Origin of the sequence: Streptomyces sp. NPDC007901 (assembly GCF_042959465.1) — a bacterium.
In the GTDB taxonomy this organism is placed as follows: Bacteria; Actinomycetota; Actinomycetes; order Streptomycetales; family Streptomycetaceae; genus Streptomyces.
In genome coordinates, this window is sequence record NZ_JBIBKW010000002.1 from 291,435 (window position 1) to 304,446 (window position 13,012).

The 13,012-nt window shown below is 72.5% G+C and carries 10 protein-coding genes; all 10 read left to right on the top strand.

Annotation, left to right across the window (positions count from 1 at the left end; translation table 11 throughout):
* Window positions 1-48: 48 nt before the first annotated feature.
* Window positions 49-1,212, top strand: coding sequence for an acyl-CoA dehydrogenase family protein (locus tag ACFZDK_RS07075; RefSeq protein WP_390970561.1), 1,164 nt, complete (start codon window positions 49-51; stop codon window positions 1,210-1,212).
* On the top strand, window positions 1,209-2,186 hold the full coding sequence (locus ACFZDK_RS07080) for a DUF6081 family protein (protein WP_390970563.1): 978 nt from the start codon (window positions 1,209-1,211) through the stop codon (window positions 2,184-2,186). Before ACFZDK_RS07075 ends, ACFZDK_RS07080 begins: the two co-directional genes overlap by 4 nt.
* 64 nt (window positions 2,187-2,250) lie before the next feature.
* Window positions 2,251-3,840: an MFS transporter gene (locus ACFZDK_RS07085; RefSeq protein ID WP_390970565.1), complete on the top strand. Its 1,590-nt coding sequence runs from the start codon at window positions 2,251-2,253 to the stop codon at window positions 3,838-3,840.
* A gap of 81 nt (window positions 3,841-3,921) precedes the next feature.
* Window positions 3,922-4,581, top strand: coding sequence for an antibiotic biosynthesis monooxygenase (locus ACFZDK_RS07090; protein WP_390970567.1), 660 nt, complete (start codon window positions 3,922-3,924; stop codon window positions 4,579-4,581).
* Between the two features lie 359 nt (window positions 4,582-4,940).
* Window positions 4,941-7,583, top strand: a complete 2,643-nt coding sequence (locus ACFZDK_RS07095) for a hypothetical protein (protein WP_390970569.1) — start codon at window positions 4,941-4,943, stop codon at window positions 7,581-7,583.
* Between the two features lie 77 nt (window positions 7,584-7,660).
* Entirely contained in the window at window positions 7,661-8,284 is a 624-nt protein-coding gene (locus tag ACFZDK_RS07100) for a class I SAM-dependent methyltransferase (protein ID WP_390970571.1), read from the top strand.
* Window positions 8,285-8,599: 315 nt separating this feature from the next.
* Complete coding sequence (locus ACFZDK_RS07105; RefSeq protein WP_390970573.1) at window positions 8,600-10,090, top strand: FAD-dependent monooxygenase; 1,491 nt, start codon at window positions 8,600-8,602, stop codon at window positions 10,088-10,090.
* Between the two features lie 82 nt (window positions 10,091-10,172).
* Window positions 10,173-10,502, top strand: a complete 330-nt coding sequence (locus ACFZDK_RS07110) for a TcmI family type II polyketide cyclase (RefSeq protein WP_355712822.1) — start codon at window positions 10,173-10,175, stop codon at window positions 10,500-10,502.
* Window positions 10,499-11,770, top strand: a complete 1,272-nt coding sequence (locus ACFZDK_RS07115; RefSeq protein WP_390970575.1) for a beta-ketoacyl-ACP synthase II — start codon at window positions 10,499-10,501, stop codon at window positions 11,768-11,770. Before ACFZDK_RS07110 ends, ACFZDK_RS07115 begins: the two co-directional genes overlap by 4 nt.
* Window positions 11,767-12,981 carry a beta-ketoacyl synthase N-terminal-like domain-containing protein gene (locus ACFZDK_RS07120; protein ID WP_390970577.1) on the top strand — a complete coding sequence of 405 codons (1,215 nt, stop codon included), beginning with the start codon at window positions 11,767-11,769 and terminating at the stop codon, window positions 12,979-12,981. Before ACFZDK_RS07115 ends, ACFZDK_RS07120 begins: the two co-directional genes overlap by 4 nt.
* The last annotated feature ends 31 nt before the right edge of the window (window positions 12,982-13,012 follow it).

The window sequence follows — 13,012 nt, forward strand, 5'->3', positions numbered from 1 at the left end:
CAGCCGAGACGTTCAGGAAAGCCGAGACGTTCAGGAAATGAGACAGCCATGACCGGGATGCTCCTTGCTCCCCGCACCACCTCGGACACCTTCGTGTCCGCCGCCCGGGCCGCGGCCGAACCGGCCGCCCGCGACGCGGCCCGGGCGGACCGCGAGCGACGGCTCTCCGCCGACGTGGTGGCGGCGCTGGTCGAGGCCGGCTTCAGCAGGGCGCTGGTCCCGGCCCGCCACGGCGGTACGGCCACCGAGTTCACCACCCTCACCGAGGCCGTCGCCGCGGTCGGCGAAGGCTGCGCCTCCGCCGCCTGGACCGGCTCGCTGCTCGCCTACACCGGGCGGTTCGCCGCCTATCTGCCCGCCGAGGGACAGGCCGAGATCTGGGCGGACGGACCGGACAGCCGGCTGGTCAGCTCCCTGGTCTCCACCACCGCCGGCGCGGTGCCCGCCGACGGCGGCTGGCGGCTCTCCGGCACCTGGACCTACGCCAGCGGGGTCGACTTCTCCGACTGGGCGCTGCTGATGGCCATGGTGCCCGGGGCGGACGAACGGCAGGAGGCGCGCTTCTTCGCCGTACCCCGTGCCGCCTACCGGATCGAGGAGACCTGGGACACGGTCGGCATGCGGGCGACCGGCAGCCACACGGTCGTCGTGGACGAGGTGTCTGTCCCCGCGCACCGCACCTTCCTCATGGACGACATGTTCGCCGGCCGGGGCGCGGTCTCGGACGAACTCCGGCACTCCCAGCCGCTGTTCGCCGTCAACGGCCTCACGTTCGCGGCCCCCGTCCTCGGCGCGGCCCGGGGCGCGCTGAAGCTGTCGGAACGCGCCCTCGCCGACAAGGCGGCCCGGGGCGCGGAGCCGGGCGAGTCCCAGCGGATCGCCCACGCCCGGGCGGCCGGTGAGATCGACGCGGCCGGGCTGCTGCTGGCCCGGGCCGCCCTGAGCGCCGACCGGGAGCGGGTCACCGAGGCCGTCCTGGTGCGCAACCGACGGGACTGCGCGCTCGCCACCCGGCTGCTCGTCGGCGCCGTCGACACGCTCTTCCGGGCCGCCGGCACCCGCGGCCAGTCCGCGGCCGACCCGCTCCAGCGCATCTGGCGGGACGCCAACTCCGCGGCCAGCCACATGGTGCTGCAGTTCGAGCCCGCCGCACTGGCCTACACCCGTGGCCCCCTGGACGCCGCCCGAGCAGGAAAGAGCCCCCGATCATGACGACCACGGACGCGGTCGGCAGCGGCCTGCTGTTCCACGAGGACTTCCGCAACGGCTTCACGACCACCGGCCCGGACGCCGCCTGGCACACCCAGGACACCGCCGGCGTCCCGGGCGGCGACGCAGTCGCCCACACCTCCGGGCTCGGCCTCGCCGTGGTGCCCACCGGCGTCAACCCGCGTACCGGCGCCCCCGCCTTCGTCTCCACCACCGGCCAGCAGGCGGACGGCGGCGAGGGCACCCGGGACCACGTCAAGTGGACGGCCATGCCGAACCGTACGGCGGACACCGGGATACCGGGCTTCGACGTCCCCGCCACCGGCGCGCTCGTCTGCACCACCACCCTCGCCGTCTCCACCTACGGCACCGAGGACCACCCCTTCGGAACGGCGGTCGCCGACGCCCAGGCCGACCCCCGGCTGGCCTGCGGCTCGATGATCACCGCCGACCTGGAGACCGCCTCGATCTTCGGCTTCTTCGTCACCAACACCCGCATATACGCCAACTACGAGCGGCTGCGCCTCCCCGGCACCACCTACGCGGCCTACACCTACGCCGTCCCGGTCGCCGACCGGGCACCCGGCGACGTCGACACCCTGCGGATCACCCTGGACCGCGCGTGCTCCACCGTGACCTGGGAGGTCAACGGCGTACCGGCGCTGTCGGTGGACCGGATCGGGCACCCCGTCCTGGACCGCGCCCACCAGCTGCTGGACCACGCGGGCGAGCCCGAGGACATAGCACCGCGCCAACTGATATCCGGCATCGGCATGTTCACCCTGCTCGACGGCGCCCTGGGCGCCGACGCCACCGGCCTGGTGCGGATCGACTCGGCGCCCTCCCACTACGTCGACCCGCGGGCCGGCGCGCCCTGGCCGCAGAAGTTCCTCGACGAACAGAGCACACCCACCCACCGCCTCTGGGGGCAGGGCGTCGCGCTGAACGTGCGCGACCTCTCCGTCACCACCGCCTGACCGCGGGCCCCCAGCGGCCCGAAGAACTCCGCCATCCCCCCATTGAGTTGCAAAGGAACTCGTTGTGACCGCAGTAACGCCCGCCAAGGCGGGCCGCCGTGAGTGGATCGGCCTGGCAGTCCTCTGCCTGCCGGCGCTGCTCACCACCATGGACCTCACGCTGCTGTTCATGGCCGTCCCCAAACTGACGGCCGATCTGAACCCCTCCAGCACCCAGCTGCTGTGGGCGAGCGACATCTACGGCTTCCTGATCGCCGGCTTCCTGATCACCATGGGAACGCTCGGCGAGCGCATCGGACGCCGCCGGCTGCTCCTGATCGGAGCCGTGTTCTTCGGGGTCGCCTCGGTCCTCACGGCGGAGGCGAACAGCCCCGAGATGCTGATCGCCGCCCGGGCGCTGCTCGGCATCTCGGCCGCCACCCTCGCCCCCTCGACGCTGTCGCTGCTGCGCGTCATGTTCCGGGACGAGAAGGAGAGCACCACCGCGGTCACCATCTGGACCACGTCCTTCATGGTCGGCGGTGTCGTCGGCCCGATCGCCGGTGGCCTGCTGCTGGACCACTTCTGGTGGGGCGCGCCCTTCCTGATGGCCGTTCCGGTCATGGTGCTGCTGCTGATCGCCGGTCCGCTCCTGCTGCCCGAGTACAAGGACCCGGCCGGCGGCAGCCTCGACCTGCTGAGCGTCGGCATGTCGCTGGCCGCGATCCTGCCGGCCGTCTACGGCGTCAAGGAACTGGCCCGCAACGGCTTCGAGACCTGGCCGACCGTGAGCCTCGTCGTCGGACTGGCCTTCGGCGTGGCCTTCGTGCTGCGCCAGCGCGGCCTGTCGGTGCCGCTCATGGACGTGTCCCTGTTCTCCCGCCCGGCCTTCTCGGTCTCCGTCGGCACCCTGCTGCTGACCACCGGCCTGATGATGGGCATCCAGTACCTGCTCGCCACCTACCTGCAGATCGTCCTCGGCATGTCGCCCGCCGAGGCCGGTCTGTGGCAGCTGCCGGTCATCATCCCCGGCATGGTCGCCGCCGTGGTCGGCACCGGCATCTCCCAGAAGATCGGTACGCCGCCGGTGCTCATCGCCGGCCTGCTGGTCGGCTCCGTCGGCTTCGGCGTGCTGACCCAGGTCGACGGCAACTCCGGTACGGCCCTGGTCATCACCTCGTCCGCGATCATGTTCATCGGTCTCGCCCCGGTGATGGCGCTCGGCATCGGCACCATCGTCCAGGCGGCCCCGGTCGAGCGGGCCGGCGCCGCGTCCGCGCTGGCCTCCACCACCAACGAACTCGGCGGCGCGGTCGGCATCGCCCTCGTCGGCAGCCTCGCCACCGCCGTCTACGGCTCCACCCTCGACGACCACCTGCCCGCCGGGGTCAGCGGCTCGGCCCACGACGCGGCGCGCAACAGCGTCTCCGAGGCGGCCGCCGTGGCCGGCCGGCTCCCCGGCAAGCTCGGCGACCAGCTGAGCGCGGCGGCCCACGACGCCTTCGCCCACGGCATGGAGGTCGCCTCCTACGTCTCCATCGGTGTGCTCCTCGCGATGGCCGCGCTGGTCGCCGTACTGCTGCGCAGGGCGCTGCCGGCCCCGGCAGCGCAGCCGGCGCCGCAGGCGGCCGGTGCCGCCGAGGAGACGCTGCCCTCCGGCGCGCAGAGCGCCTGAGCACCCCGCACATCACCCCAGCCCGGCGCCCCTGACGGGGCGCCGCCCGGCCTCGCCCGCTCCGACAAGGAGGTTCCTCGTATGACGAGGATCAGTGTCAAGGACCAGTACTACACACTGGTCAACATCTTCGAGACGTCCCCGGAGCACCAGCACCGGCTGATCGAGATCTGGCAGAGTCTCGGCGCGGCGGACGAGCGGACCGGGCTGGTCTCGGTCAACGCCCACCTCAGCTACGACGGCAACTCCGTGATCAGCTACATACAGTGGCGCGACAAGGCCGCCTGGGAGGGCATCCTCAGCGATCCGAGCCGGCAGGAGCGCTTCAAGGAGGTCATGACCTTCGCGACGTTCGACAGCATCCACTGCGAGGTCGTGTACACCCAGCGGAACCCGAAGCTGGGCGACCCGACCATCGAGATCACGGAGCAGCAGGACGTCTTCACGGTCATCGAGGTGGCCCGCACCCGGTCGACGTCCCAGCAGGACGCGCTGCTCGCGGTGGTGGCCCAGCCCAACGCGGTGCTCGACACCACGCCGGGCTACGTCTCGCACAGCGTGCACCGGGACTTCGAGGGCGAGGCCGTCGTCAGCTACTCGCAGTGGCAGAGCGAGGAGGCGTACCAGGCCTTCCGCGCCGACCGCGACGCGAGCGGCGGCCGGCCCGCCGCGCTGGACGGAATCGACATCCGCGAGTACGCGCTGCGGATCGCCTACATCACCGAGGCCACCAAGATCTGACGGACCGTCACAGGCCCGTCGCAGACCCTTCCGTACACCCCTGGTGCGCCGTCCGCCCCGGAGGGCCCGCGCCAGGTGCGTACGGGAGTCCCCAGCACATCCGCGACACCGAAGGGAGGAGGTGACACCCATGACCGACGCCGCGCTGAGCGCCGCTCTGGAGGAGGTCCTCGCCACGTTCTCGGCCGAGAACGAGCTGACCGAGAACGAGTTCGAGCTCGCCCTGGGCAACGAGACCTGGTAGTCCACGGTCTCCCCGTAGCCGGCCCTCGCTGCCCCGCAGCGGGGGCCGGTCTCTTCCCCCGGAAAACCGGAAGCCGGAACCGGAATCAGCAGGAACAAGGAACTAGGAGCGCGCCGTGACCTCTGGTGCCGTGGCCTCCCGCCCCGCCTGGCTGCAGGACCCGACCCTCGCATGGCGCCCCGCCGTACACGGTGTGGTGCTCTGCGCCCGACCCCATGACCTCGCCGACTGCCTCGGCCCGAACGCCGCCGAGGCGGCCGTGGCCGTCGGCCCGCCCGCGGCCGGTCACGACCATCTCTGCGGACTCCAGGAGCTGCTGGCCGTCCTGCTGCCCGCCGTGCGCGAGGCCCGGCCCGAGGTGCCGGAGCGGCACGCCGAGGTCCTCGCCCTGCTCACGCGACCGGACGGTGCGCAGGCGCCCCGGGGCCGGTTCGTGCCGGTGTCCGAGACCGCCTCGCTCGGCACCACCCGGCGCATCAGCCGGGAGTCCCACATCACCGCAGGCTGGATCGACCGCGCGGCCCGCTTCCTCGTCGACGCCCTTCCCGTGCTGGGCGAGCGGCCCGTTATCGTCCTGGACGCGTTCGACCGCTGGGACCGCATCTCGGTCCGCATCCTGTACCGGACCGTGCTGCTCGCGGACCAGCAGGGCCGGGGCATCACCGTCCGGGGGCTGCTGAAGGACGGCGGCAGCCTGTTCCTGGAGCGGCTCTCCGGGCAGCGGGCGGTCAGGGTGTGCGGGGTGCTGCCACCGGTACCGGAGACTCCCCGCGACGCGCCCGGCCTCACGGTCGAACCCTGGCACTCCGACGGCTCGGCCGGTCCGCTGCGGGCCATCGGCGACGCGATCGCCCTGCAGAACTTCGAGCGGGCCGATCTGCTGATCGCCGCGCATCTGGCGGCCGTCGGCGGCGAGCCCGGCCGGGCCGACGACACCGCCGACCTGATCAGGCTCCAGGCGATCTCGGAAGCGCAGACCGGGCGGATCGACAGCGCCGTCGCGAAGCTGGAACGGTCCCTGGAGCTGGCCGAGAAGCCGGAGTTGAGGGCCCATCTGAACTACCTGGTGGCGCTGCTGGTCACCAAGCGCAAGGACGACACCGACGCGGCGCGCGCCTTCTACCTGCGTGGCCTGGAGTGCCTGGACGAGCTGGCCGAGCCGGGTGTGGACGCGCAGGTGGAGCGGGCCTGGATCCTCAACGGCCTGGCGCTCGCCGCGGCCATCGACGCCCGCGAGACGGGGGACGCGGAGCGCCGGGACCGGCTGTTCCAGAGCGCCTTCGAACTGGAGTTTGACGCTTTCCGGATGGTCCGTGAGATGCCGGGGGACAGCGCCTTCTACCTGCGCTACAACCTCAGTCACAACCTGGCCTTCCTGCTCCAGATCACCGGCCGGCACCGGCAGGCCGAGGAGTTCCTGCGCTCGGTGTCGGCGACCATGCTCGGCACCGGCAGGCCCGAGTTCTTCGTGCCCCACCACTACGCGATCGCCGTCCTCCAGCTGCGCCGGGGCAGTCACGAGGAGGCCGCGGCCTCCTTCGCGGCGGCCGTCCGTGTCGCCCACACCCTGCGGGACCCCTTCCACCTGGAGAAGCTGCTCGCCGCCGCGGGCTACACCGACCTGCGGCGCGGCGATCACCCGGGTGCCGCCCGCCACTACCGGGACGCGGCGCGCACGGCCCGACGGCTCTGCGACGAGACGGCGTTCGCCCAGGACCTGGCGGGACTGCTCTGGGCGCTGACCCTGCAGGGCGCCCGCTGGGACCGGTACACCCTGACCGCGGCCCGCATCTGGTACCCCGAGGCGGCCGGAGCGTACGACCGCGGCGCCGACCGCGACGAACTCGCCGACGCCCTGACCGCCGCCGGCGCGGACATCGCACCCCCCTCCTCCAAACTCCCCTCCTACCTCGCCGCAGTCGACCTCGAAGGCCTCCCAGGCCGCGACCTCAACCGCTTCCTCGCCGGCATCACGGCCCGCGAGAACCCGAGCGGGCTGCTGACGCAGAGCACGGCCGAGGGAACGGGCAGGGCGGGGGAGGCCCTGGGGACAGGGGGGCCTGAGAGGGGTGGGGCTGTCGCGCGGGAAGCCGCGGGTCCAGGCGGTGTTGCGGCGCGCGAAGCCGCCGGTCCGGATACGGCCGCCGTGCAGGGGGCGGCCGGTCCGGACGGGACTGTCGCGCGGGAAGCCGCCGCTCCAAGTGCGGCCGCTGCGCGGGAAGTTGCCGGTCGGGGTGGGGCCGTCGTGCAGAGGGGGGCCGGTCCGGACGGGACTGTCGCGCGGGAAGCTGCCGCTCCAGGTGGGGCCGCTGCGCGGGAAGTTGCCGGTCGGGGCGGGGCCGTCGTGCAGAGGGGGGCCGGTCCGGATGGGACTGTCGCGCGGGAAGCCGCCGCTCCAAGTGCGGCCGCTGCGCGGGAAGTTGCCGGTCGGGGTGGGGCCGTCGTGCAGAGGGGGGCCGGTCCGGATGGGACTGTCGCGCGGGAAGCCGCCGCTCCAGGTGCGGCCGCTGCGCGGGAAGTTGCCGGTCGGGGTGGGGCCGTCGTGCAGAGGGGGGCCGGTCCGGATGGGACTGTCGCGCGGGAAGCTGCCGCTCCAGGTGGGGCCGCTGCGCGGGAAGTTGCCGGTCGGGGTGGGGCCGTCGTGCAGAGGGGGGCCGGTCCGGATGGGACTGTCGCGCGGGAAGCCGCCGCTCCGGGTGGGGCCGTGGTGAACGGGGTCTCCGACTCCGGGCAGGTCGTCGTGGGGGGTGGGCGGTGAGTTCGTTGCCGCGGTTGACGGGGGCTCAGGCGGATGCGTTGGCGGGGCGGTTTTTGGAGCACTGCAGGGGGGCGGGGGTGCTGGATGCGGGGGCGCCGGAGGTGTCGTGGGCGGAGTTTCACGCGTTTCGGGCGCGGCTGGCGGCGTCCTTCGAGGTGCCGACCACCACGCTCACGCCGCTCGCGGCACGGGTGCTGTACGGGCTGGCGGCGGCTCGGCGGCCGGCGGCGGTGGCGACGTTGGGGTGTTTCGCGGGCAACCTGATGGCGTGGGTGTCGGGGCCGGGGTTCGGGCCCGAGCCGCGGTATCCGGGACGGCGGTCCCTGGGGCTGGACGTGGCCGCCGAGCCGGTGGCGCTCGCCGAGGGCAACCTGCGGCGGGCCGGGTTCGCGCCGGGCGCCGGGGCCGTCGTAGGAGATGCCTTCGAGGCGGCGGAGCACAGCGCGGGGGAGCGGTGGGACCTGCTGCTCATCGACATCGACGTGCCGGGCTCCCGCAAGTCCGGCTACGCCCGGCTGCTGGAGCGCTGGCTGCCCCATCTGGCGCCGGGCGCGCTGGTGATCGCCCATGACGTGTGCCACCCGGTCTTCGCCTGGGATCTGCGGGACTACGCGGCCTTCGCCAAGGACCGGGGGGCGATCGCCACCACCACCCTGCCGGTGGACGACTGCGGGTTCGAGGTCAGCCGCTGGCCGGGCTGACCCGGAACGGGCAGTGAGCGGAAATCGATTAGGCGGAAACAATTCCGTCATCCGCGCGGCATCACTTCACAGAGACCTGACGCAACTTCGCACAGCCCTGACGAGGTTCCGTCCGAATCTTCTTGAACGGGTCGGTCGGTTCGTCGGAGTATTTAGTCGGCTGCCGGAGACGGCGCAGCGGGCACGCTATTGACGGGCTGTCAGTATTGGCGGGCCAATGACGAGTAATTGACCACCTGTTGAAGGTCGGTCGATCGGCCGTCGGTTAGTCATCGATTCCGAAATGAATTCCCCAGGATGACCGAGGAGAGTGGCATGGACGCCGAAGTCATAGTCGTGGGAGCCGGCCCGGCAGGGCTGATGCTCGCCGGCGAATTGCGGCTCGCCGGAGTCGACGTCGTCCTTCTGGAACGACTCGCCGAACGCACCGGTGAATCGCGCGGACTCGGCTTCACGGCACGGACGATGGAGGTGTTCGCCCAGCGCGGTCTGCTCTCCCGGTTCGGGGAGATCGAGGTCAGCGCCTTCGGGCACTTCGGCGGCCTGCCCGTCGACTTCGGCCTCCTCGACGGAGCCCACCAGGCGGCGAAGACCGTGCCGCAGTCCCACACCGAGACGGTGCTGGAGCAGTGGGTCACCGACCTCGGCACGGACGTCCGCCGCAGCCACGAGGTGCTCTCCGTCAAGGACGACGGCGACAGCGTCCTCGTCGAGGTGCGCGGCCCGGACGGCGTGCACGAGCTCCGCGCGCGCTACCTCATCGGCTGCGACGGCGGCCGCAGCAAGGTCCGCAAGGCCGTCGGCTTCGACTTCCCCGGCACCGCGGCCACGCTGGAGATGTACCTCGCCGACGTACGCGGCCTGGACCTCGAACCGCGCATGATCGGCGAGACGCTGCCCGGCGGCATGGTGATGGTCGGTCACCTGGCCGACGGCATCACCCGGCTGATCGTCTGCGAGCGCGGCACGCCTCCGCAGCGCCGTACCGAGGCCCCCGCGTACGCGGAGGTGGCGGCCGCCTGGAAGCGGCTGACCGGCGTCGACATCGCGCACGGCGAGCCGGTGTGGGTGAGCGCGTTCGGCGACGCCACCCGCCAGGTGACGCAGTACCGCAGGGGCCGGATCCTGCTGGCCGGGGACTCCGCGCACATCCATCTGCCCGCCGGCGGCCAGGGCATGAACACCAGCATCCAGGACGCCGTCAACCTGGGCTGGAAGCTCGCCGCGGTGGTCCAGGGCCGGGCGCCCGAGGCCCTGCTCGACACCTACCACGACGAGCGCCACCCGGTCGGCCGGCGCCTGCTGATGAACACCCGCGCCCAGGGCCTGCTGTTCCTCAGCGGCGGCGAGGTCCAGCCGGTCCGTGACGTGCTCACCGAGCTCATCGCCTACCCCGAGGTGTCCCGGCACCTGGCCGGCATGGTGAGCGGCCTGGAGATCCACTACGACGTCGGTACCGGCACCCACCCCCTGCTCGGCCGGCGCATGCCGTCGCTGGAGGTGCGGACCCCCTCGGCCGCGCGCACCACCACCAGCTTCGACCTGCTCACCGCGGGCCGCGGGGTCCTGCTCGACCTGGAGGACACCGCCGCCCTGCGGGAACGGGCACGGCCGTGGGCGGACCGGGTGGACGTCGTCACGGCGGCCCCCGTCGGCGTCACCGCCGGCAGCCCGCTGGCCGGCACCGCCGCGGTCCTCGTCCGCCCCGACGGCTACGTCGCCTGGGCCGCCCCCGGCAGCCACCACGACCTGCCCATGGCGCTGGAGCGCTGGTTCGGCCCGGCCCGGGCGGGCCTGCCGCGCTGACCGCCGTCCCGATCCGCACCCGAGCGCAGCGAAATCACAGCGGCATCGCAGCGCATTCGCAGCGAAGGAGAAGAAGAAAAACATGCACAGCACGCTGATCGTCGCCCGGATGGAACCCGGCGCACGTTATGACGTGGCCCGGCTCTTCAAGGAGTTCGACGGCACCGAAATGCCGCACATCATGGGCACCCGGCGCCGCCAGCTCTTTCTCTACAAGGGTCTCTACTTCCATCTCCAGGAATTCGACACCGACAACGGCGGAGAGATCATCGAAGAGGCCAAGACGGATCCCCGCTTCGTGAAGATCAGCGAGGACCTCAAGCCGTACATTCAGGCCTACGACCCCGCCACCTGGCGTTCTCCCGCCGATGCCATGGCCAAGTCGTTCTACCACTGGGAAGCCTCCTCGTGACCGGTCGCCGTGTCGCCATCACCGGAATCGGAGTGCTCGCTCCGGGCGGTATAGGCGCGAAGAATTTCTGGAATCTGCTGAGCGAGGGGCGGACCTCGACGCGGGGCATCACCTTCTTCGACCCCGCTCCCTTCCGGTCCCGGGTGGCCGCGGAGATCGACTTCGACCCCGAGGAACACGGGCTGAGCCCGCAGGAGATCCGCCGGATGGACCGGGCCGCCCAGCTCGCCGTGGTGGCGACCCGGGAGGCCGTCGCCGACAGCGGCATCGCCCTGGCGGAACTCGACCCGCACCGCACCGGCGTGACCATCGGCAGCGCGGTCGGCGCCACCACCGGCCTGGACCAGGAGTACCGGGTCGTCAGCGACGGCGGCCGGCTCGACCTGGTCGACCACCGCTACGCGGTGCCGCACCTCTACAACCACTTCGTGCCGAGCTCCTTCGCGGCCGAGGTCGCCTGGGCGGTAGGTGCCGAGGGCCCCTCGACCGTCGTCTCCACCGGCTGCACCTCCGGTCTCGACTCGGTCGGGCACGCCGTGGACATCATCCGGGAGGGCACCGCGGACGTCATGATCGCGGGCAGCTCGGACGCGCCGATCTCGCCGATCACCGTCGCCTGCTTCGACGCGATCAAGGCGACCACCCCGCGCAACGACGACCCCGAGCACGCCTCCCGCCCCTTCGACGGCACCCGCAACGGCTTCGTCCTCGGCGAGGGTTCGGCGGTGTTCGTCCTGGAGGAGCTGGAGAGCGCCCGGCGCCGCGGAGCCCACATCTACGCGGAGATCGCCGGCTACGCCTCCCGCTGCAACGCCTTCCACATGACGGGACTGCGGCCGGACGGCGCCGAGATGGCGGAGGCCATCGGCGTCGCCCTCGACGAGGCCCGGATCGCCCCGACGGCGATCGACTACATCAACGCGCACGGCTCCGGCACCAAGCAGAACGACCGCCACGAGACCGCCGCGTTCAAGCGCAGCCTCGGCGAGCACGCCTACCGGACGCCGGTCAGCTCGATCAAGTCGATGGTGGGCCACTCGCTCGGCGCGATCGGCTCCATCGAGATCGCGGCCTCCGCGCTGGCCATGGAGAACAACGTCGTTCCCCCCACGGCCAACCTGCACACCCCGGACCCCGAGTGCGACCTCGACTACGTGCCGATCACGGCGCGGGAGTGGCGCACCGACACCGTCCTGACCGTCGGCAGCGGCTTCGGCGGCTTCCAGAGCGCCATGGTGCTGGCCCGGCCCGACAGGAGCATCGCATGACGACCCCGGTAGTGGTCACGGGCCTCGGCATCGCCGCTCCCAACGGCCTCGGCACCAAGGACTTCTGGGCGGCCACGCTCAGGGGCGAGAGCGGCATCGGACCGGTCACCCGGTTCGTCCCGGACCAGTACCCGGCGCGGCTGGCCGGCGAGGTGCCCGGCTTCGTGGCCGAGGACCACCTGCCCGGCCGGCTGCTGCCGCAGACCGACCGGATGACCCGGCTCGCGCTGGTCGCCGCCGACTGGGCGCTGGAGGACGCCGAGGTCACCCCCAGCGAACTCAACGCCTACGACATGGGCGTGATCACCGCCAGTTCCTCCGGCGGCTTCGAGTTCGGGCAGAACGAGCTGCAGAAGCTCTGGAGCAAGGGCGGCCAGTACGTCAGCGCCTACCAGTCGTTCGCCTGGTTCTACGCCGTCAACACCGGCCAGATCTCGATCCGCAACGGCATGAAGGGCCCCAGCGGTGTCGTGGTCAGCGACCAGGCGGGCGGTCTCGACGCCCTGGCCCAGGCGCGCCGGCAGATCCGCAAGGGCACCCGTCTCATCGTCTCCGGCGCGATCGACGCCTCGATCTGCCCCTGGGGCTGGGTCGCCCAGCTTGCCGCCGAACGGCTGAGCCGGCAGGACGACCCGGACCGGGCGTACGTGCCCTTCGACGCGCTCGCCACCGGGCACGTACCGGGCGAGGGCGGCGCCATCCTCGTCCTGGAGGACGGCGCGACGGCCCGTGCCCGGGGCGCCCGGATCTACGGCGAGATCGCCGGCTACGGGGCCACCTTCGACCCCCGGCCCGACAGCGGCCGCCCGCCCGGCCTGCGCCAGGCGATCCGCGCCGCCCTCGACGACGCCGGCGCCGAACCCGGCGACATCGACGTGGTCTTCGCCGACGCGGCGGGCGTGCCCGCACTGGACCGCGTCGAGGCCGACGCCCTCACCGAGGTCTTCGGACCGCGTGGAGTGGCCGTGACGGCACCCAAGACGATGACCGGCCGCCTCTACTCGGGCGCCGCACCCCTGGACGTTGCGGCCGCGCTGCTCGCGATCCAGGACGGGGTCGTCCCGCCCACCACCAACGCGCGGCCCGCCGAGGAGTACCGGCTCGACCTGGTCACCGGAGCCCCGCGCACCGCCGCCGTCCGGACCGCCCTGGTGGTCGCCCGCGGCTACGGCGGCTTCAACTCCGCGGTGGTCGTACGCGCCGCGGACTGACCCGCCGCCCGCGCGATCCCACCGCACCCCC